The sequence below is a fragment of the Streptomyces sp. NPDC002817 genome (assembly GCF_053592055.1).
The window spans coordinates 322,216-342,505 of the sequence record NZ_JBSFUY010000001.1; the positions used below are offsets into that span (position 1 = coordinate 322,216).

At 72.5% G+C, this 20,290-nt stretch carries 19 protein-coding genes; 9 read left to right on the forward strand and 10 right to left on the reverse strand.

From position 1 onward, the window contains the following. Positions 1-88 precede the first annotated feature (88 nt). Together ACWD3I_RS01450 and ACWD3I_RS01455 are read right to left on the reverse strand one after the other, a co-directional pair. Positions 89-1,867 carry a glycoside hydrolase family 3 protein gene (locus ACWD3I_RS01450; protein ID WP_365400474.1) on the reverse strand — a complete coding sequence of 593 codons (1,779 nt, stop codon included), beginning with the start codon at positions 1,865-1,867 and terminating at the stop codon, positions 89-91. Positions 1,868-2,200: 333 nt separating this feature from the next. Further along, complete coding sequence (locus ACWD3I_RS01455; protein WP_365400477.1) at positions 2,201-3,118, reverse strand: LysR family transcriptional regulator; 918 nt, start codon at positions 3,116-3,118, stop codon at positions 2,201-2,203. 104 nt (positions 3,119-3,222) lie between these two features. Between ACWD3I_RS01455 and ACWD3I_RS01460 the strand changes: the two genes are divergently transcribed. The 3 genes from ACWD3I_RS01460 to ACWD3I_RS01470 all read left to right on the forward strand — a co-directional run bounded on the left by ACWD3I_RS01460 (position 3,223) and on the right by ACWD3I_RS01470 (position 6,878). Further along, a complete protein-coding gene (locus ACWD3I_RS01460) occupies positions 3,223-4,155 on the forward strand; it encodes an EamA family transporter (protein ID WP_365400480.1) in 933 nt (310 codons plus the stop codon). A gap of 853 nt (positions 4,156-5,008) precedes the next feature. Continuing rightward, entirely contained in the window at positions 5,009-6,262 is a 1,254-nt protein-coding gene (aroA, locus tag ACWD3I_RS01465) for a 3-phosphoshikimate 1-carboxyvinyltransferase (protein ID WP_365413068.1), read from the forward strand. After that, a complete protein-coding gene (locus tag ACWD3I_RS01470) occupies positions 6,246-6,878 on the forward strand; it encodes a GNAT family N-acetyltransferase (RefSeq protein ID WP_365413066.1) in 633 nt (210 codons plus the stop codon). Before aroA ends, ACWD3I_RS01470 begins: the two co-directional genes overlap by 17 nt. Positions 6,879-6,920: 42 nt before the next feature. On the opposite strand, the gene ACWD3I_RS01475 is transcribed toward ACWD3I_RS01470, so the two are convergent. Further along, entirely contained in the window at positions 6,921-7,874 is a 954-nt protein-coding gene (locus ACWD3I_RS01475) for a LysR family transcriptional regulator (protein WP_365413064.1), read from the reverse strand. Positions 7,875-7,924: 50 nt separating this feature from the next. On the opposite strand from ACWD3I_RS01475, the gene ACWD3I_RS01480 reads away from it, so the two are divergent. Beyond that, positions 7,925-8,500 carry an RBBP9/YdeN family alpha/beta hydrolase gene (locus ACWD3I_RS01480; protein WP_365413061.1) on the forward strand — a complete coding sequence of 192 codons (576 nt, stop codon included), beginning with the start codon at positions 7,925-7,927 and terminating at the stop codon, positions 8,498-8,500. Here the strand turns inward: ACWD3I_RS01480 and ACWD3I_RS01485 are convergent. From ACWD3I_RS01485 to ACWD3I_RS01500, 4 genes are all read right to left on the reverse strand, one after another. Continuing rightward, on the reverse strand, positions 8,478-9,731 hold the full coding sequence (locus tag ACWD3I_RS01485; RefSeq protein WP_365413059.1) for an MFS transporter: 1,254 nt from the start codon (positions 9,729-9,731) through the stop codon (positions 8,478-8,480). The genes ACWD3I_RS01480 and ACWD3I_RS01485 overlap by 23 nt on opposite strands. A gap of 79 nt (positions 9,732-9,810) precedes the next feature. Further along, the gene (locus tag ACWD3I_RS01490) at positions 9,811-10,611 is read right to left on the reverse strand and encodes a sugar phosphate isomerase/epimerase family protein (RefSeq protein ID WP_365413057.1); all 801 of its coding nucleotides are present in this window, start codon (positions 10,609-10,611) and stop codon (positions 9,811-9,813) included. A 17-nt stretch (positions 10,612-10,628) separates the two neighbouring features. Beyond that, positions 10,629-11,561, reverse strand: coding sequence for a bifunctional helix-turn-helix transcriptional regulator/GNAT family N-acetyltransferase (locus tag ACWD3I_RS01495; RefSeq protein ID WP_365413055.1), 933 nt, complete (start codon positions 11,559-11,561; stop codon positions 10,629-10,631). A gap of 93 nt (positions 11,562-11,654) precedes the next feature. Further along, complete coding sequence (locus ACWD3I_RS01500; protein ID WP_365413053.1) at positions 11,655-12,242, reverse strand: dihydrofolate reductase family protein; 588 nt, start codon at positions 12,240-12,242, stop codon at positions 11,655-11,657. A gap of 179 nt (positions 12,243-12,421) precedes the next feature. On the opposite strand from ACWD3I_RS01500, the gene ACWD3I_RS01505 reads away from it, so the two are divergent. The 3 genes from ACWD3I_RS01505 (at position 12,422) to ACWD3I_RS01515 (ending at position 15,304) form a co-directional block, all read left to right on the forward strand. Then, positions 12,422-13,090, forward strand: coding sequence for a class I SAM-dependent methyltransferase (locus tag ACWD3I_RS01505; RefSeq protein ID WP_365413051.1), 669 nt, complete (start codon positions 12,422-12,424; stop codon positions 13,088-13,090). A 119-nt stretch (positions 13,091-13,209) separates the two neighbouring features. After that, on the forward strand, positions 13,210-14,685 hold the full coding sequence (locus ACWD3I_RS01510) for a DMT family protein (RefSeq protein WP_365413049.1): 1,476 nt from the start codon (positions 13,210-13,212) through the stop codon (positions 14,683-14,685). A 31-nt stretch (positions 14,686-14,716) separates the two neighbouring features. Next, entirely contained in the window at positions 14,717-15,304 is a 588-nt protein-coding gene (locus ACWD3I_RS01515) for a hypothetical protein (protein WP_451084006.1), read from the forward strand. A gap of 12 nt (positions 15,305-15,316) precedes the next feature. On the opposite strand, the gene ACWD3I_RS01520 is transcribed toward ACWD3I_RS01515, so the two are convergent. The 3 genes from ACWD3I_RS01520 to ACWD3I_RS01530 all read right to left on the reverse strand — a co-directional run bounded on the left by ACWD3I_RS01520 (position 15,317) and on the right by ACWD3I_RS01530 (position 17,641). Further along, positions 15,317-15,736, reverse strand: coding sequence for a hypothetical protein (locus ACWD3I_RS01520; protein WP_365413045.1), 420 nt, complete (start codon positions 15,734-15,736; stop codon positions 15,317-15,319). 15 nt (positions 15,737-15,751) lie between these two features. Further along, positions 15,752-16,252, reverse strand: a complete 501-nt coding sequence (locus ACWD3I_RS01525) for a hypothetical protein (protein WP_365413043.1) — start codon at positions 16,250-16,252, stop codon at positions 15,752-15,754. Between the two features lie 342 nt (positions 16,253-16,594). Continuing rightward, positions 16,595-17,641 (reverse strand): LacI family DNA-binding transcriptional regulator, encoded by a 1,047-nt coding sequence (locus ACWD3I_RS01530; protein WP_365394255.1) that lies wholly within the window; start codon positions 17,639-17,641, stop codon positions 16,595-16,597. Between the two features lie 335 nt (positions 17,642-17,976). On the opposite strand from ACWD3I_RS01530, the gene ACWD3I_RS01535 reads away from it, so the two are divergent. Both ACWD3I_RS01535 and ACWD3I_RS01540 read left to right on the forward strand, forming a co-directional pair. Then, positions 17,977-19,128: a Gfo/Idh/MocA family protein gene (locus ACWD3I_RS01535; protein WP_365394256.1), complete on the forward strand. Its 1,152-nt coding sequence runs from the start codon at positions 17,977-17,979 to the stop codon at positions 19,126-19,128. Then, the gene (locus tag ACWD3I_RS01540) at positions 19,125-20,276 is read left to right on the forward strand and encodes a dihydrodipicolinate synthase family protein (RefSeq protein ID WP_365394257.1); all 1,152 of its coding nucleotides are present in this window, start codon (positions 19,125-19,127) and stop codon (positions 20,274-20,276) included. Before ACWD3I_RS01535 ends, ACWD3I_RS01540 begins: the two co-directional genes overlap by 4 nt. Positions 20,277-20,290: the final 14 nt, after the last annotated feature.

The window sequence follows — 20,290 nt, forward strand, 5'->3', positions numbered from 1 at the left end:
CCGCCGCAGCGGGCACACGCCAGACGTGCGGGGTGCTTTGCGCCCTTTGGTGGGCGTACGCCGGGTGTGTGGCGTACGCCCACTACGTCTAATACGACAAGCCGTACCCGATCGGATACAGCACCACGGTCGGATCGTCGGCCTTCTGCACCGGCACCGGCAGCCTCCCGCGCGGTGCCGCCTTCCCCGCGATCACCCGCGCGGCGGCCCGCAGTTCGACGTCGGTCCAGGAGTACGAGGCCACGACGGCCGGTACGGAGGGCAGCTGGGCCACGTCGTACGGGTTGCGGACCGCGATCGCGACCACCGGCCTGCCCGTCGCGACGAGCTGTTCCACCAGCGTCTTCTGGCTGCTGGTCGCCGAGACGTTGTACGTCCCCACGACCACCGCGTCCACATCCTGCGCCGCCGCGACCGCCTTGGCGATGGTGGCCGCCGAGGGCGCCGTACCGGTCGACAGGGCCGTGGCCGTGAAGCCGAGCTCGGTGAACGCGGCCGCGAGCACGCCGGTCGGCGGGCCCGTCGTACCCGACGGGGAGGCCGGGTCGGCGCCGACGACGAGGAGCTTGCGCGGCGACAGGGGCAGCAGCCTGCCCTTGTTGACCAGCAGGGTCGTCGTCCGCTGGGCGATCCGGTCGGCCTCCGCGAGGTGCGCGGGGATGCCGACGGTCCGGGTGACGCCGGTCTGGCTGACGTACGGAGCCTCGAACAGCCGCAGCTTCGCCTTCAGCCGCAGCACCCGCAGGATCGACTCGTCGAGCCGCGCCTCGGTCAGCTCCCCGTCCCGTACGGCCTTCAGGACGGCGTTCCAGGCGACGTCCAGGTTCGGCGGGTTGAGGAGCTGGTCCACCCCCGCCTTCAGCGCGAGCACGGGCACGCGGTCGTCGCCGTACTTGGTGCGGACGCCCTCCATGCCGAGGGAGTCGGTGACGATCACGCCGTCGTAGCCGAGCTCCTCGCGCAGGATGCCGTTCAGGATGGGCCGGGAGAGGGTGGCCGGATCGCCGGAGTCGTCGAGGGCCGGGACCATGATGTGCGCGGTCATGATCGAGTCGATGCCGGCGGCGATCGCGGCGCGGAACGGGGGAGCGTCGAGCTTGTCCCACTGGGCGCGGGTGTGGGTGATGACAGGGAAGCCGTAGTGGCTGTCGACGGCGGTGTCCCCGTGCCCGGGGAAGTGCTTGGCGGTGGCGGCGACCTGCCGCGACCGCTGGTACCCGTCGACCTCGGCGGCCACCATCCCGGCCACCGCGCCCGGGTCGGCGCCGAAGGAGCGGACGCCGATGACGGGGTTGGCCGCGTTGACGTTGACGTCGGCGACGGGGGAGTAGTTCTGCCGGATGCCCAGGGCTTTCAGCTCCCGCCCCGCGATACGGCCGAGGGTGCGGGCGTCCTTGTGGGAGCGACCGGCACCGATGGCCATCGCGCCCGGGAAGAGGGTGGCGGGCTCGCCCACCCGGCAGACGATGCCGTGCTCCTGGTCGGTGGAGACGAGGACGGGCAGGCCCCGGGGGAGGGTGAGGGAGGCCTTCTGGATCCCGTTGGACAGGTCGGCGATCTGGTGCGGATCCCGGGTGTTGTGCGCCCAGGTGAAGTAGATGATGCCGCCGACGCGGTACTTGGCGATCAGTTCGGCGGCCGTGCGGACGCCGATCTCCTTGAGGTTGGCGTCGATGTCGGCCTGGTCGGGGGCGGTGGCGGAGTGGCCGTAGACCCGCATCACGAAGAGCTGGCCGACCTTCTCTTCCAGGGTCATACGGGAGACGAGGGAGCGGAGCTTCTTGTCGTCCGCGTATGCGGTCCCGCCGACAGCGAGGGTGGCGGCGACTCCCGCGGTGGCGGCGAGGACGGTACGTCTGGAGGGCACGTGCGCTCCTTCCGGAGGTGATCCGCTGAAGGAAACTTCCGAGGAGTCACCAATATCCGGGAAGTTTCTGCCAGTCAAGGGAGTGCACACTAACCCGGGGTGGGCCCGGGGCCCGGCAATGAGGGGCCGCCATCGGCGCTGTTGGAGGGGGGCGCGCCGATGGCGGCGTGCTGCCGGCCGCAGTACGGCGGAGAGGGTAAGTCAGCGTTCGCAGCCAGCAGCGAGGCCGACACCGCACCGCGGTGACTCTCCGACAGCTTGCGGGTTGGACGAGCGGGGGTGGGGCGGGGTTCCCGGGTTGGCCCCGAATCCCGGAAGTTGGTGAGCCCGGGGTCAACGGGACGGATGAGCCGCCACTTCGGGCCAGTGCTCCTGCAGAGTGCGTACGGTCTCGGTGATCGACGGCCGACCCGCGGCACCGGCCCGCCACAGCGCGTACAGCCGCCGCACCGGCGTCGGATCGAGCTCCACCTCCACCACCCCGCCCGGCAGCGGCCCCCGCCCGAGCCGGGGGATGAGGCAGATGCCGAGCCCGGCGGCGACGAGGGCGACCAGGGTCGGGTTCTCGTCGGCCTGGTGGATGATCTCCGGCTCGTGCCCGGCGGTGCGCAGGGTCCGTACGAGCCACTCGTGACAGACCCGCCCCGGCGGCTGGCACACCCACCGCTCCCCGCCGAGATCCTCACGCCGGACGGCCTTCCGTTCGGCGAAGGGGTGCCCCTCGGGGACCAGCAGGGTGCACCGGTCCTCCCCGATGGCCGCCTGCTCGACCCCCGGCGGCACGGGCAGCGGCGAGATGTCCCAGTCGTGCACGACGGCCATGTCCAGCGCCCCCTTGGCGACCAGTCCGACGGACAGATGCGGGTCGATCTCGGAGAGCCGGAGGTCGAGGGCGGGGTGCCGGGCGGCGAGGTCGGCGAGCACGGCGGGCATCAGGCCACGGGCCGCGGAGGCGAAGGCGGCCACGGTCAGCCGCCCCGCCGGGATGCTCCGGCGCTGTTCGATACCCGTCTCGGCCCGCTCCACGATCGCCAGCAACTCCTGTGCCGTGTCGACGAGTTGCAGCGCCTCGGCGGTGAGCCGCACCCCCCGCCCCTCCCGTTCGAGCAGTACGGTCCTGGTCTCCCGCTCCAGCTTGGCGATCTGCTGGGACACGGCGGAGGGCGTGTACCCGAGCGCGGCGGCGGCCGCACCGACCGTGCCGTGGACGGAGACGGCGTGCAGGGCGCGGAGACGCTGGAGATCGAGCACGGGACGCTCCATTGATCAGGGGTGCCATTGATTAGGGTTGCTACATCCGACCGTGCAGCAATCATCGCTGGTGCTTCACGGTCCCGGGAAGTGATGCTCGACGCATGCGTCCCGCACACATCGCCCTCGCCGTCCTCGTCGCCGCCGTATGGGGTGTCAACTTCACCGTCATCGAGATCGGCCTCGACCACTTCCCGCCGCTGCTCTTCTCGGCTCTGCGCTTCCTGGTGGCGGCGCTGCCGGCGGTGTTCCTCGTGGGCCCGCCGAAGGTGGCGTGGAAGTGGATCGTGGCGGTGGGGCTGGTGCTGGGGGTGGCGAAGTTCGGGCTGCTGTTCGTGGGGATGGACGCGGGGATGCCGGCGGGGCTGTCCTCGCTGGTGCTCCAGATCCAGGCGGTGTTCACGGCGGCCATCGCCTTCGCAGTGCTGGGCGAACGGCCCACTCGGCTGCGGCTGGCGGGCATGCTGGTGGCGTTGGCCGGCATCGGGGTGGCAGCCGTGGACGAGGGCACCTCCGGCCCGCTCGGCGCGTTCGCGCTCTGCATCGCGGCGGCGGCGTGCTGGGGCGTCTCGAACGTCCTGACCCGTAAGGCGGCACCACCGGACGCGCTGAACTTCATGGTGTGGGTGAGCACGGTGCCGGTACTGCCGCTGCTGCTCCTCTCGCTGCTGCTGGAGGGGCCGCGCGCGGACTACGACGCCCTGCGCGCCCTGGACTGGCAGGGCGCCGGCACGGTCGTCTACGTCGCGTGGATCACGACGGTCTTCGGCTTCGGCGCATGGGGCTGGCTGCTCCGCCGCCACCCGGCGTCTACGGTCGCGCCCTTCTCGCTGCTGGTCCCTGTGTTCGGCATGTCGTCGGCGGCGGTGTTCCTCGGGGAGGGGGTGAGCGGGCTGCGCTGGTGTGCGGCGGCGCTGTTGGTGGGTGGGGTGGCGTTGGCGTCTGTGACGTTCCGGGGGTCGCGGGTGGTTGGGGGGTCGGGGGCGGCTGGGGGGCCTCCGGCGGCCGAGGTGTTGCGAGTGGGTGGGGGGTCGTAGGGGGCTGCTGGCGGTCCATGGCTGCGGGGTGCGTGGGGGGTCGCAGGGGGGCTGCGGGCGGTCCGTGGCTTTGGGGTGCCTGGGGGGATGCCTGCGGCGGCCCGTCGCGGTCCGGTGGGGGTTCGCGTTGCGCACTATTCGCCGTCGGGGGTCGGTGCCGCACCGGGGGGTGTCCGTCCTCGGTCGGGCGGTGCTGTTCTCTGGGGCTATGCCGTTGGTCGGTCGCCCGACGCTGCGGGCGGACACCCCCCGGTACGTCCCCTGCTCGCCGTTGCGCGAGCGCGGGCGGTGCCCCGCCTGGGGGCGCGGTGTGCCGGTGTGGGTGCGTCCCGCCTGGGGGCGCGGTGTGCCGGTGTGGGTGCGTCCCGCCTGGGGGCGGTGCGCCGAGCGGGTGCGTCTCCTGCCCGGATGCCGTGCGCCGGTGTGGGCGCGTCCCGTCCGGGGGTGGTGCGCCGGTGTGGGTGCGGCCCGTCCAGGGGCGGTGCGCCGGTGTGGGTGCGGCCCGTCCAGGGGCGGTGGCGTCGGTGCGGTGCCATTCCGCCTGGCGGCGCGTCGGTGTGGGTGCGTTGCGTCTGGGGGCGGTGCGCCGAGCGGGTGCGTCTCCTGCCCGGATGCCGTGCGCCGGTGTGGGCGCGTCCCGTCTGGAGGCGTTGCGTCGGTGTGGTGCGTCCGGCTCGGGGGCGTTGCGTCGGTGTGGTGCGTCCGGCTCGGGGGCGTTGCGTCGGTGTGGTGCGTCCGGCTCGGGGGCGTTGCGTCGGTGTGGTGCGTCTCGTCCGGAGGCGGCGGGCGTCGTGGGTGGTCCATCTTGTGGACGGCCCGGCGTCGGTGGGGGGTGTCGGTCGATCATGAGGGTATGCCCGTAGTCGACATTCCCGGTTCGAAGTCCATCACCGCCCGCGCGCTCTTTCTGGCGGCGGCGGCCGACGGAGTCACCACGCTCGTGCGGCCGCTGAGGTCGGATGACACGGAGGGCTTCGTGGAGGGGCTGACGGGGCTCGGGTACCGGGTGGGGCGGGCGCCGGACGCGTGGCGGGTCGACGGGCGGCCGCAGGGGCCCGCGGTGCCGGAGGCGGACGTGTACTGCCGGGACGGCGCGACGACGGCACGCTTCCTGCCGACACTGGCGGCGGCGGGGCACGGGACGTACCGCTTCGACGCCTCGGAGCAGATGCGGCGCAGGCCACTGCTGCCCCTGACCCGTGCCCTGCGCGACCTGGGCGTGGACCTGCGGCACGAGCAGGCCGAGGGGCACCACCCGCTGACGGTACGGGCGGCCGGGGTCGAGGGCGGCGAGGTGGTGCTGGACGCGGGTCAGTCCTCGCAGTACCTGACCGCACTGCTGCTCCTCGGCCCGCTGACCCGCAAGGGCCTGCGGATCCGGGTGACGGACCTGGTCTCGGTGCCGTACGTGGAGATCACGATCGCGATGATGCGGGCCTTCGGGGTGCGGGTGGACCGAGAGGGGGACGTCTTCGTGGTCCCGCCGGGCGGCTACCGCGCGACGACGTACGCGATCGAACCGGACGCCTCCACGGCCGGCTACTTCTTCGCAGCGGCGGCGGTGACCCCGGGCGCCGAGGTGACGGTCCCGGGCCTGGGGACCGGCGCGCTCCAGGGCGACCTGGGTTTCGTCGACGTACTGCGGCGGATGGGCGCGCAGGTGTCGGTCGGCGCGTCGGGCACGACGGTCCGGGGGACGGGCGTACTGCGCGGCCTGACCGTCAACATGCGGGACATCTCGGACACGATGCCGACGCTTGCGGCGATCGCGCCCTTCGCGGACGGCCCGGTCCGTATCGAGGACGTGGCGAACACCCGGGTCAAGGAGTGCGACCGCCTGGAGGCGTGCGCGCAGAACCTGCGACAGCTCGGGGTGGCGGTGACGACGGGTCCGGACTGGATCGAAGTGCAGCCGGGTGTGCGCGGTGAGGGCGCGGAGATCACTTCGTACGGCGACCACCGCATCGTCATGTCCTTCGCGGTCACGGGGTTGCGCGTGCCGGGTATTTCGTTCGACGACCCGGGGTGCGTACGCAAGACTTTCCCCGGTTTCCACGAGGTGTTCGCGGAGTTGAAGGGTCGGCTGGGGGATGGCGTTCAAGCTTGAAGGGCCGGTGCTGGAGGGTGACCTGGTGCGCCTGGAGCCGCTCTCGCACACGCATGTGACCGGGTTGGCGGTGGCGGCGGAGGAGGACCGGGGCACGTACGAGTTCACCTGGGTGCCGAGGGCCGACGAGGTGGCGGACTACGTCGACGCGCAACTCGCCCGGGCCGCGACCGGCCGTCTGGCACCGTACGCCCAGATCTCCAGGGCGACGGGGCGGGTGGTGGGCGCGACGTCCTACTGGGAGCCCCGCGGCTGGCTCTCGGACGACACCCTGGACGCGATCGAGATCGGCTTCACCTGGCTGGCCCGCTCCGCCCAGGGCACCGGCGTCAACGCCGAGGCCAAGCTCCTCCTCTTCCGCCACGCCTTCGAGGTGTGGAACGTCTCGAGAGTGGACCTGAAGACGGACGCCCGGAACGCCCGGTCCCGAGCGGCGATCGAAAGCGTCGGCGCCCACTTCGAGGGCGTCCTGCGCAACTGGTCCCGCTCCTGGGCCCCGGGCGAGGACAACCAGCTGAGGGACTCGGCGATCTTCTCGATCACGGCGGACGAATGGCCGGAGCGCCGGAAGCGCCTGGAGCGGCGAGTGGCGAGGTTCGCTCCCGGGGTCGGGTGATCGGCAGAGCTGTTCTACGCCGGGCCCTGGCCACCTGCGCTTCTACCGCTGGAGCCGGGACACGTCCGCCAATCGCCGCGCCTCCCGGACCAGGTGCCCCCTCACCGTCTCCAGGACCGGGTCCGCGTCCGCGCCCGTGCGGACCGCCGCGAAGATGTTCCGCGAGGGAGGCGTGCCCTCCGGGGTCAGTACCGCCAGTGCGCGGTTCGCGTACAGGGGGTGGACCAGGCGGGGGATCAGGGCCACGCCCGCTCCCGCCTCCACCAGGGCCGCCAGCGCGCCCCAGTCGTTCACGGCGTGCCGGATGTCCGGGGTGAAGCCCGACGTCGCGCAGACGGCGCGGGCGATCGCGCCCACGCAGCTGCGGGCGTCCCCCGCGATCCAGGTCTCGCCGGCCAGCTCCCGCAGCGGAACCCGCCCGCGTCCCGCCAGCCGGTGATCCGCCGGGACCACGATGTCCATCACGTCCGTCAGCAGGTCCGACCGGCTGTAGCGGCGGTCCGTGTGGGGCGGGGTCGCCGCGAAGTCCACCGCGACGGCCACGTCCACCTGGCCGGCGTCCAGGGCCGTGAACAGGTCCGGCGGTTCCGCCTCCACGACGTCGACGCGGACGTGGGGGAGGTGTTCGGCCAGTCCTCGGAGCACTCCCGGCAGCAGGCCCAGGATGCCGCTGGAGAAGCAGCCGATGGTCACCGAGCCGCGGCCGCCGCTCCCGTACGCCGCCAAGTCGGCCCGGGCCCGCTCCAGTTGGGCGGCGATCTCGTCGGCGTGGGCCAGCAGGACGCGGGCCTGTCCGGTGAGCCGTACCCCTCGGCCGTCCCGTTCCGTCAGGGGTGCCCCGACCTCGCGGGCCAGCGCCGAGAGCTGCTGCGAGACCGCCGACGGGGTCAGGTGCAGGGCCTCCGCCGTTCTCGCCAGACTGCCCCGGCGCTGGAGTTCACGCAGGACGGTCAGACGGCGCAGGTCGACTGTGAAGGTCTCGCTTACCTGTTCCATCGAGAAAGGTTAACTGGACCCTTGGGGCGGGTTCGGAAACCATCGATGCCATGACCGCCTACCTCATCCTCCACGGCTGGCAGAACCACCGGCCCAAGGACCACTGGCAGCACTGGCTCGCCGACCGTCTCGGCGAGCTCGGTCACCAGGTGGCGTATCCGCAGCTGCCCGACCCGGACGACCCGGACCTGGAGGTGTGGCTCGGCGAACTCGCCCGCCACCTCGCTGAGGACGCCCCGGACGTCGTCGTCGCCCACAGCGCCTCCGTCCTGCTGTGGCTGCACGCCGTCGCCCGCGGGATCGCGAAGCCGGGCGACGTGGACCGCGTCCTGCTCGTCGGCCCGCCCTCCCCCTCCGTCCTCGCGCGGTACCCCGAGGTCGCCGGGTTCGCCCCGCCCTCGCTGGACCTCACCCTCCCCGGTCCGACCGTCCTCGTCGCCGGCGACGACGACCCGTACTGCGAGGGAGGCGCGCAGGCGGTCTACGGCGCCCCTCTCGCCATCCCCACCACCCTCCTCCCCGGCGCCGGCCACCTCGACCTGGACGCCGGTTACGGTCCCTGGCCCTCCGTACTGGAGTGGTGCCTGGACCCGGGAGCCGAGTTCACGGTCCGGCCGGAGCGGTAGCCGTACCGGCCGCGCCCGTCCGCCGCAGTTCCGGCGTCGTGACGCCCACCGCCGTCACCGCCGCCAGACACATCAGCCCGCCGGAGATCAGCGCCGTCGCGCCCGAGGACCAGCCCGCGACCAGGCCGCCGCGCAGATTGCCCAGGTGGGGTCCCGCCTGGCCGACGATCGTCTCGGCGGCGGTGACACGGCCGAGGAGGGCGTCGGGGGTGAGGGTCTGGACGATGGTCGTACGGGAGAGGACGGCGAGGGCGTCCGCCGCGCCTGCCAGGGCCAGCAGCCCCAGGCCCACCCAGGCGCTGGTCGTCAGGCCGAAGAGGAAGAGGGCCGCGCCCCACCCCGCGGACGCGCACAGCATCACCGGGCCGGGGCGGGCCAGCCGGGTCACCGGGCCGGAGAAGGCCGTCGCGGTGACCCCGCCCACGGCCAGCGCCGACAGGAACAGGCCGAGGGTGCGTGGGTCACCGCCGAAGCGTTCCTCGTTGACCAGGGGGAACAACGACGTGGGCATCGCCAGGAGACAGGCGGCGAGGTCCGTCAGCAGCGCGCCGCGCACCGCGCGGTGGCCGGTCAGAAAGCGCAGCCCGTCCAGGACGCCGTGGACGCCGGGCCGGGACCTGTCGCCCTCGGGTGGCAGCGCGGGCAGGCCGTAGGCGCCGTAGAACGACAGGGCGAAGCTCAGGGTGTCCAGCAGGTAGCAGACGCCGATGCCCCACCAGCCGAGGACGACACCGGCGACGGCGGGGCCGACCAGCATCATCGCCTGGCCGGTGACCTGCTGGAGGGCGAGACCGGCGGCCACCTGCTCCTTGGGCAGCAGCCGGGGCACGAACACACCCGCCGCGGGGGCGCCGAGCGCGGCGAAGGACGTCTGGGCCGCCACCAGCACGAGCACCACGGGTACCGGCGCGTGTCCGGCGAAGCCCTGCACGGTCAGCAGCAGGGAGCAGACCGCCGAGCCGACGGTGCCGGTGAGATACATACGGCGGCGGTCGACGCGGTCGGCCCAGGCGCCCGCGAACAGACTGACGGCGACCATCGGCACCGCCTGCGCGATGCCGACCGCGCCGCTCCAGAACGCGCTGTGCGTCGTGTCCCAGACCTGGTACATGACGGTGACCATGGTCATGAAGGTGCCGAGTGTGGACACCGTGCGCCCGAACAGCAGCCGCCGGAAGACGGGGGAGGTGCGCAGCGGCCGGACGTCGAGGAGCACGTCGGACAGGCTCATGAGAGGGGGACCGGGAGCGGAGTGGGCTGATGCACCCGGGGACGCTAACCGGCTCCCGGTCCCTGAGCCACCGAATTAGTCACGCACTCTCGTTCAGGAGCCGGGCCAGGTGCTCGCGGCCCGCGCCCAGCAGCTCGGGAAGCGGTGCGGCCCCCTCGTACCAGCGCTTCTCGTACTCCCAGCACAGCCAGCCGTCCCAGCCGTGGCGGGAGAGGACCTCGACGCACTCGGCGAGGGGCAGTACGCCCGCGCCGAGCGGGAGCGGGGTGGTGTCGTCGGGCGAGGCGATGTCCTTGACCTGGACGTATCCGAGGAACGGGGAGAGCGCCGCGTAGGTCTCCGAGGGCTGCTCGCCGCCCAGCCAGGTGTGCATGACGTCCCAGAGCGAGCCGACATTGCGATGGCCGACCGGGCCGAGGACGCGGATCGCGTCGGCTCCGGTGCGGTGCGAATCGTGGGTCTCCAGGAGGACGCGTACGTCGGCGTCCGCCGCGTACTCCGCCGCCGTGCCCAGGCGCCGCGCCGCCATCGCGTCGGCCTCGGCGGTCGACTGCTCGGGGCTCGCGCCGGGGAAGACGCGGATGAACGGGGCGCCCAGGTCGCGGGCGAGGTCCAGGAGACCGCGGATCTCCGCCAGCACCGGCTCGTCGTCGCCCGGCGCGGCCACGCGCGCGTACCCGGCGAGACCCAGGACCTCCACCCCGGCCGCCTTGAACTCGGCCACCACGTCGGCCCGTCGGGCGGCGTCGATGCCGGGATGTACCGCCTCCTCAGGGTGCGCGCGCAGCTCTACGCCGTGATAGCCGTGCGCGGTCGCGAGGCGGAGCACCTCGGGGACGGGGAGACCGGGGACGCCGAGAGTGGAGAACGCCAGCTTCATGCTCCGGACTCTACGCGTCACTCCTGCGTGGCGTGCAGATCCAGGCGCCAGTCCTGGCCGACCAGGTCCTTGCCGAAGGAGCGGTGCGGTTTCTCGGCGAGGAGGACGAAGCCGTGGCGCTGGTAGATGCGGCGGGCGGAGGCGAGGATGTCGTTGGTCCACAGGACCATGTCGCGGTAGCCGACGCCGCGCGCGAAGTCGACGACGGCCGAGACGAGCCGGTCGCCGATGCCGAGGCCGCGCGCGTCGGGCTCGACCAGCAGCAGGCGCAGCCTGGCCGTGCCGGGTGCCTCGTCCCGTACGCACATCACACAGCCCACCGGCCTGCCGTCGAGCTCCGCGATCGACACCCGCTCCAGGTGCGGGTCGTGGTCCTCCGCGAAGTCGGCGACGATCCGGGCCACCAGCCCCTCGTAGTCGGCGTTGAAGCCGTGCTCCGCGGTGTAGAGCGCGGCGTTGCGCTGCACGATCCAGCCCAGGTCGCCCGGGCCCGGGTCGCGCAGCAGGACGTCCTCGCGGCGGGGCGGGCGGCCGTCGGAGAGGAGCTTGCGGACGGTCCGCATGGCCTCGGCGAGACGGGGACGGTCGGCGGACGGGACCGTGGCGAGCAGCGCGCCCACGGATTCGTCCGCGCGCTCGGCGAGGAGGGCGGCGGTCTCCCGCCCCCGCGCCGTGAGGGTGACGCGCCTGCGACGCGGGTCGCGGCGCGACGGGGTGCGTTCGATCAGCCCGTCCTGCTCGAACTTGTTGAGGATCCGGCTCAAGTAGCCCGCGTCCAGGGAGAGTTCACCCCGCAGGTCCGCCGCGTCCGTACGCGGGGAATGCGCGAGCTCGTACAGGACGCGGGACTCGGTGAGGGTGTACGGGGCGTACAGCTGACGGCTGTAGTCGAGGGCGCCGATGACGTTGGTGTAGAAGCGGTTGAAGGCGCGGATGTCCTGCACGGTCATGATCGTCGGTACCCTCCTCGACCCCTTCGTCAACCCCCAAATGGTTGACTCAGTCAGGGATACCGTAGGACGGCCCCGTACCTCCGTCCAGAGTCACGCCCGGCGGTACACGCTGACCTGCGCCCCCGTCGGCGCGGTGGCCGTCGAGACCAGTTCGAAGGCGTGCTTGGCCCCCTCGGTCGGGAAGACCGACTTGCCGCCGCCCAGGAGAACCGGCATCACGATGAGCCGCAGCTCGTCGACGAGCCCCTCGTGCAGCAGGGTGCGGGCGAGGGAGGGGCTGCCCATGACCAGCAGGTTGCCGCCCTCGTTCTCGCTCAGCTTGCGGAGGTGGGCGACGGCCTCGGTGCCGGGGACGCGGGTGGTGTTGTCCCAGGTCAGGTCGGAGTCGGCGAGGGTGTCGGTCACCACGTACTTCTTGATGGAGTTCATCCGGTCCGCGAAGGGGTCCCCGGCCCGCTCCGGCCACGCCCCCGCCATCGCCTGCCAGGTGCGCCGCCCGAACAGCAGCGCGTCCGCCGTCCGCAGCGCCGAGTCGAAGGCGCCGCCGACGACCTCCGGGTCGAAGTAGTCGTGCGTCCAGCCACCGTGCGCGAAGCCGCCGTCGGTGTCCTCCTCGGGGCCGCCGGGGGCCTGGACGACACCGTCGAGGCTGATGAAGGAGGTGATGACGATCGGCATGGGAGTCGCTCCTGTCGCTGGCGCGGTCGGTTACGGCAGGGGAGACCGGGGCGGGGCGCGGAACTCATCGGTGCGCCCCGGGAGATTCCCTGCGGGGCTCGCGGTCGACCGGGGCTCGCGGTCGACGCCGTGAGCGAACGGGAGTTTGTGGCAGGGGAGTTGTTCCCAGCCTCTAGAGCATGACGACGACCACACCGGCGTACGACGCCCACGCGGACTGGTACAACCACTACATGTCGCCGACCTCGGGCGGAGAGTACTTCGCCCGGGTGCACGCGACGCTGAGGGAGCTGCTGGGCCCCGGCGAGGGGATCTGTCTGGACGTCTGCTGCGGCACCGGCGCCCATGCGTCCGTGGCGGCTGACCTCGGCCGGACCCCGTTCGGCGTCGACCTCTCCGGCGGCCAGCTCCGCCACGCGGCCGGCCGGCTGCCGGTCGCGGTCGCCGACGCGACGGCACTGCCGCTGGCCGACGCCTCGGTGCCCGCCGCGATGTGTGTGCTGGCGAGCACGGACGTCCCCGACTACGCGGCCGTCCTGCGGGAGATCGCCCGGGTGCTGGCGCCCGGCGGACGGTTCGTGCACCTGGGCGTGCACCCCTGCTTCGTCGGCGCGTTCGCCGACTGGCGGGAGCGGGGGCGGGTGGTGCTGGACGAGCGGTACGCCGACCGGAACCGCACCCTCGACTCCTGGAACCCCGCCGGTGTACGGGCCCGGGTGGGGGCCTGGCACATCCCGCTGGCCGATCTCCTGAACGCCGTGGTGTCGGCGGGGCTGCGACTGGAGCGGACCGTCGAGATCGGGCCGGGTGGGGTCCCGGAGCTGTTCGGATTCGTCGCGATGCGATGAGGTTCGTGTCGGAAATCCGGTGCAACTAGAGAAACGCTTGCGTTTCGTTAAGCCCTCTCGTAATCTGTCGGTACGAAACCGTTTCGTATCGACGTCGACAGATGGGGAGGTGGACCGCGATGACAGGTTCTCCGGTGTTCCTGGCCGTGGTCCTCTCCCTGGTCTCGGCGATCTGCTACGCGGCGGCCGCGGTCGTCCAGGCGCGGACCGCCGCCGGGACCACGAGCGTGCGCGGGGCGCTGGCCCGCGGCGCGTGGTGGGGGTCCGTGCTCCTCAACGCCTCCGGTGCGCTGCTGCACGTGGTCGCCCTGCGCTACGGACCGCTGACCCTGGTGCAGCCGCTCGGCGCGCTGAGCCTCGTGCTCGCGGTACCGCTGGGCTCACTGGTCTCGGGCCGCCGGACCTCGGGCACGCAGTGGAACGGCATGGCCTTCACCCTCGTAGGACTGACGACCCTGCTGGCCGTCACGGCCTCGGGACACGGGGACACCCTGAGCACCACCGAGGTCCTCCTGGTGGCACTCGTCGCCGCCCCGGTCGTCGCGATGCTCTCGGCCCGCGGCGGCCTCGCGGTCGCCGCCGCGTCCGGCATCGCCTCCGGGGTCGGCTCCACGCTGGCGCAGAAGCTGGCGGTCGGCCCGACGCTCTCCTGGAGCACGGCGCTGGTGGCGCTCCTGACGGTCGCCTTCGCGGTGGGCGGCCTGCTGCTCTCCCAGAAGGCCTACCGCCACGGACTCGGCGGCCCCCTCGCCCTGCTCACCCTCGTCAATCCCGTCACCGCGGCCGCCATCGGCATCACCCTGCTCGGCGAGGGCTTCCGCTACGGCACCACAGGCACCCTCCTCGCCCTCACCGCCGCCGCGGCCGCCGTGCACGGCGTGACACTCCTCAGCCGCCCGGAGACCACACCGGCCGCCGACCGGGCGAACCCGACGCGCCGCCCGGTCCCGACCGGCGCCCCCGAGGCGGAACAGGACACCGACCGGGTACGGCCGGCTCGCCTCGCCCTGGTCGGTCGGTCTGCGGCCGGGCAGGGTGTCGGTCGGGTGCGGCGGGCTCGGCCCGTCCTGGTCGGCGGGTCTGGGGCCGCTGGTCAGGGCGTCGGCCGGGTGCGGCGGGCGCGGTCCGTCCTGGTCGGTGGATCTGGGGTTGGTCAGGGCGTCGGCCGGGTGGGGCGGTTGCCCGCTGCCTCGGCCGGTCGGTCTGTGGCTCGGCAGGGCGTCGACCGGGTGGGGTCGGTGCGGCCCGTGTTGGTCGGTGGGTCGGAGGCTGCCGGGCAGGGCGTCGACCGGGTGGGGTCGGTGCGACCCGTCCTGATCGGTGGGCCTGAGGCCGCCGGGCTAGACGTCGACCGGGCGCGGCGGGCTCGCCCCGTCTTGGCCGGTGGATCTGAGGCCGGTGGGTCTGGGGCCGCCGCACTGGACGACGACCGGGTGGGGCCGCCCCGCCCGGTGCTGCTCGGCAGCCCGCACCCCGAACAGGACTCCGGCCAGGCGCGGCCGACGCTCCCCGTCCCCGCCCCGCCGGTGCGCACCGGACCCCCGCGCCCCCTCCCCGTGTCCGTCGAACTGACCGGCGCGAGCCGGGCCATGTGAGAGGCAGAACCCGAAGATGACGATCCTGCAGATGCCCCCTCGGACCGCCGTACGCAGGGCGGGACTCGTGGACGTGCCCGCCGTGGTGCGCCTGTTCGCGGTGCCCGAACACTCCGCCGTGGACTGGGACCAGGCACAGCGCGCCATGCGGCTGATGCTGGCCCACTACGCGCTCGAGGAGGGCCAGGTCTGGGTGGCCGAGCGCGCGGACGGCACCCTTCTCGCGGCCGCCGTGTGGCTGCCGCCCGGCACCGAGTCCCCGCACACCCGCTTCAGCGGCCTCTTCGCCCGCGAACTCACCGCCCCGCTGCCGCAGGAACCGGTCCTGCCGACCGCACTGAAGCGAGCCAAGCCCGACGCGCCGCACTGGACCGTGGTCACCGTCTGCACACCGGACGACTCGGAGGCCTGGGACCGCCGGGTGGTGTCCGACCTGCTGTCCCCGGGCCTGCACACCGTCGACGAGGAGGCCGCCGACGCGGTCGCGGTCACCCTCTCGCCCCGCCACATGGACCCACTGCGCCCGCTGGGCTTCCGCACCCCGCACCAGGTCCCGTTCGCCGAGGGCGCCGGGGTATGGCTGGCGACCCGCCGTCCCGTGCCCCGCCTGGCCGCGTGACGCTCGCCGTTCCTACGGGGTCACGGAGGCAACCGCATCGACCCCGGCCTCCCGCAGCCTGCGTGCGAGAAGCTCCACCTCGGGCTGAGTCCCCACGTACGCCCCGCCCCAGACCTGCTCCAACGCGCCCTTGGCATCCACGAGTTCGAGCCCGAGCGCGGCACGCAGAACACGCAGCACGGTGCCCCGATGCGCGGGCGCCCGCAGCCGCAGCACGGCGGCCCCGTGCTCGGCGAGAAGCTGTTCCCGTACGTCGTCCGACAGGTCGCCCCCACAGTCGGCGACGGCAAACAGGCAGGCGGGGCAGGTCACTTCGACGTCCCACCGCAAGGAGTCACCGACGAGGGCCTGCACTCCGACCCAGTCGGCGGGGGAGCGGCATTCGGGGCAGGGTGTGGTGCGGCGGAGGATCGCGTACGCGTACACAGACACGGAATGCCTCACCCCTCACAGGTAGGAGAAGAACCGGGTCTCCCATGTGACCGGATCGTTCGGGCTCCCGTCCCAGTCGACTTCGGGATACCAGCCGGCCAGGTCGCTCACCCCGTCGTACGGCCGCAGCAACAGCCGCCGCGGAACACACACATACCCGAGATCGGACAGCGCCGACTCGATGATCCGCCGCTCGGCCTCGGTGAGCGCGCATTCCGTCACGCCGTCGGCGGCGGTGACAAGGGCCAGGTCTCCGAAGTTGCTGAGATCGACACTGAGGGCCACACCGGCCCCGGTCGCCGCGGCGGGGACGTGGATGCCGAAGTACGCACTGGCATCCTGCCGCGCCACACCACCGCACGGCTGCCCGAACTCCCGACTCAGCCGATCAAGCAGCACGCTCCTCATGAACCCGGCCCGCTCATGGTCGTACCCATCGGGAAACTCAAGGTGCGCTGGCCCCGGCAAACGGTCCAGAGCATCCAACAAGTCGAGAATCCGCCGATCGTCTTCCACGCCCAAGTCATACAACAGGACGCCGAATACGGCCGGGGCTCGGCCCGCAGGCACAGGACGAGGACGTACCGTCCTGATCCCCGACGACCACACCCCTCAGCCCGCGCTGCGTTCGAGGACGAGGGTCTGCCGTCCCGATTCCCCACCCGCATCGTTCAGCCCGTCCGGCGTTTGAGGTCGAGGCCCTTCGGGCCGACGGGGGTCCAGGGGGCGGAGCCCCCTGGGAGCGGGGTCGAAGGGGCGGCAGTCCCTGGAGGACGGGAATGGGTAAGGGCGGCGGGGGCGAAAACAGTCGAGGGCACCGCCAGCGCCGTACCCCCAGCGCCGAGCCCCCCAAAGACCTCAGCCCCGCGGCCCCCCAGTAGACCCCCGCACCATCAACTCCCCCCGAATCACAGCGATCCCCCCGGGCGGCGCCTCCTCCCGCCCCATGGCGATCCGCCCCGCCCGAGCCCCCGCCTCCGCCAACGGCAACCGCACCGTCGTCAACGCAGGCACCGCATCGATACTGAACGGCAGATCATCGAACCCGGCGACGGACACATCATCCGGAATCCGCAGCCCGGAGTCCCGCAGGGCAGCGCACGCCCCCAGCGCGACGGAGTCGTTCGCCGCCACCACCGCCGTGAGAGACGGATCCCGCCGCAACAACTCCAGCGTCGCCTCGTACCCGGACCGCCGGTCGTACCGCCCGTGCACGGTCCACCGCGGATCCTCGGAGATCCCCGCGTCCGCGAGCGCGACCCGGTGCCCCTCCAGCCGATCCCGGGTGGTCGTCCGCTCCTCCGGCCCCGCGATGTACCCGAGCCGCCGATGCCCGAGCCCGAGCAGATGCTCCGTCAGCTCCCGCCCGCCCCCACGGTTGTCGAAGGTCAGCGCGATCGCCCCGGTCTCCGGCGCCGGCGGCCGCCCGCACAGCACCACCCGCGTCCCGGCGTCCTCCAGCCTCCGCAACTTCGCGGCGACCGCCGCCGCGTGCGGCTTGTCCTCCACCGCACCGCCCGTCAGCACCACGGCCGCCGCCCGCTGTCTCTGCAGCAGGGTCAGATACGTCAGCTCACGCTCCGGAGAACCCCCGGTGTTGCAGGTCACCGCCAGCCGTTCGCCGCCCGCGCGTCCGCCCGGACCGCCGATCTCGGACTGGATCGCGCTCGCCATGATCCCGAAGAAGGGGTCCGCGATGTCGTTGACGAGAATCCCGACGAGGTCGGACGTCGCCGCGGCCAGCGCACTCGCGGGCCCGTTCAGTACGTAGTCCAGTTCGTCCACGGCCCGCAGCACCCGCTCACGGGTGGTCGCGGCCACGGGATAGTTCCCGTTCAGCACGCGCGACACCGTCGCGGGCGAGACCTGCGCGCGCGCCGCCACGTCCGCCAGGGTCACCGTCATCTCGTCGTCCTCCGGTCGCGCATCGTCGTACCTCGTCGTACTCGGGCTCCGCGCCCGTCCCCGCACAGTCAGCCACGCAGGACTGTGCGGCTGCACAGACGCCGCACAGTCAGTCATGGTTCCGAGCAGACCCTAAGGCCCCCACGCCCCGTTGTTCGTCCCCTCGAACAACTCGAAGCGGTCACGGTCTTGTCCGAACCGCTGCTCAGAGGCTAGCTTCTCATCAGATAGAAAGCGCTTGCTGTGACGCTCATCAGTGGAGGCGTACGCGGCGCGCACAACCGCGTACGGAATGCGCAGGGAATGCTGCGCACGACGCCTACGAAGGGATCGACGTGACACGCAAGACGGTGCGTATCGCCATGAACGGTGTGACCGGGCGCATGGGCTACCGCCAGCACCTGGTCCGCTCCATCCTCGCGCTCCGCGAGCAGGGTGGCCTCGACCTCGGCGACGGCACCGTGCTGTGGCCGGAGCCGATCCTGGTCGGCCGCCGCGAGCACGCGCTGAAGGCGATGGCCGAGCAGCACGGCCTGGAGCACTGGGCCACGGACGTCGACGAGGTCCTCGCCGACGAGACCGTGGACATCTACTTCGACGCCCAGGTGACCTCGGCCCGCGAGGAGGCGCTCAAGAAGGCGATCGCGGCGGGCAAGCACATCTACACCGAGAAGCCGACCGCCACCGGCCTGGACGGCGCCCTGGAGCTGGCCAGGCTCGCCAACGCCGCCGGCATCAAGCACGGCGTCGTCCAGGACAAGCTCTTCCTCCCGGGCCTGCTCAAGCTGAAGCGCCTCATCGACGGCGGCTTCTTCGGCCGGATCCTCTCGATCCGCGGCGAGTTCGGCTACTGGGTCTTCGAGGGCGACTGGCAGGCCGCCCAGCGCCCCTCGTGGAACTACCGCGCCGAGGACGGCGGTGGCATCGTTGTCGACATGTTCCCGCACTGGGAGTATGTCCTCCACGAGCTGTTCGGCCGGGTGAAGTCCGTCCAGGCCCTCACCGCCACCCACATCCCGCAGCGCTGGGACGAGAACGACAAGCCGTACGACGCGACGGCCGACGACGCCGCCTACGGCATCTTCGAGCTCGACGGCGGCGCGATCGCCCAGATCAACTCCTCCTGGACCGTCCGCGTCAACCGCGACGAGCTCGTGGAGTTCCAGGTGGACGGCACCGAGGGCTCGGCCGTCGCCGGTCTGCGCAACTGCCGCGCCCAGCACCGCTCGGCCACCCCGAAGCCGGTCTGGAACCCGGACATCCCCGCCACCGAGGTCTTCCGCGACCAGTGGCAGGAGGTCCCGGACAACGCCGAGTTCGACAACGGCTTCAAGGCCCAGTGGGAGCTGTTCCTCCGGCACGTCTACGCCGACGCCCCCTACCACTGGGACCTCCTCGCCGGCGCCCGTGGCGTCCAGCTCGCCGAGCTGGGTCTGAAGTCCTCGGCCGAGGGCCGCCGCCTCGATGTCCCGGAGATCGCGCTGTGACCATCCGACTCCCCGACACCAGTGGGAACTTGAGGGCGTACGAGCCCCGCCAGGAGCCACTCGCCCTCACCACGGGTTCCCCCCTCACCTCTCGTACGGTGTTCTCGGCGGCCCATGTCGTCGCCGACCCGTTCGCCGACACCACCCCCGACTCGCCCGCCGCGATCGACTGGGACGCCACCCTCGCCTTCCGCCGCCACCTGTGGTCCCACGGGCTCGGCGTCGCCGAGGCGATGGACACCGCCCAGCGCGGGATGGGCCTGGACTGGGCGGGCGCGGCCGAGCTGATCCGCCGCAGCGCCGCCGAGGCCAAGACGGTCGGCGGCCGGATCGCGTGCGGCGTCGGCACCGACCAGATCGCGGCCGGTTCACTGGCCGAGGTCCGTGCGGCCTACGAGGAGCAGCTCGCCCTCGTCGAGGCGTCCGGCGCGCAGTCGATCCTGATGGCCTCCCGCGCCCTCGCCGCCGCGGCCCAGGGTCCCGAGGACTACCTCGAGGTCTACGGCCATCTGCTCCGCCAGGCCTCCGAGCCGGTCGTCCTGCACTGGCTGGGCCCGATGTTCGACCCGGCCCTCGAGGGCTACTGGGGCTCGTCCGACCTGGACGCGGCGACCGACACCTTCCTGGAGGTCATCGCGGCCCACCCGGACAAGGTCGACGGCATCAAGGTCTCGCTCCTCGACGCCCAGCGCGAGATCGACATCCGCCGGCGCCTGCCGCAGGGCGTCCGCTGCTACACCGGCGACGACTTCAACTACCCCGAGCTGATCGCGGGCGACGAGAAGGGCTTCAGTCACGCCCTGCTCGGCATCTTCGACCCGCTGGGCCCGCTGGCGGCCGAGGCGGTACGCGTCCTGGACACGGGCAACGCGGCAGGCTTCCGCGAACTCCTCGACCCCACCGTCGAGTTGTCCCGCCACCTCTTCCAGACGCCGACCCGCTTCTACAAGACGGGCGTGGTGTTCCTGGCCTGGCTCGCGGGCCACCAGAGCCACTTCACCATGGTCGGCGGCCTCCAGTCGGCCCGCTCGCTGCCGCACTTCGCCCGCGCCTACGAACTCGCCGACGGACTGGGCCTGTTCCCGGACCCGAAGCTGGCGGAGGAGCGGATGAAGAACCTGCTGTCCCTGTACGGAGTGAACCAGTGACCGGCGACCTCTCC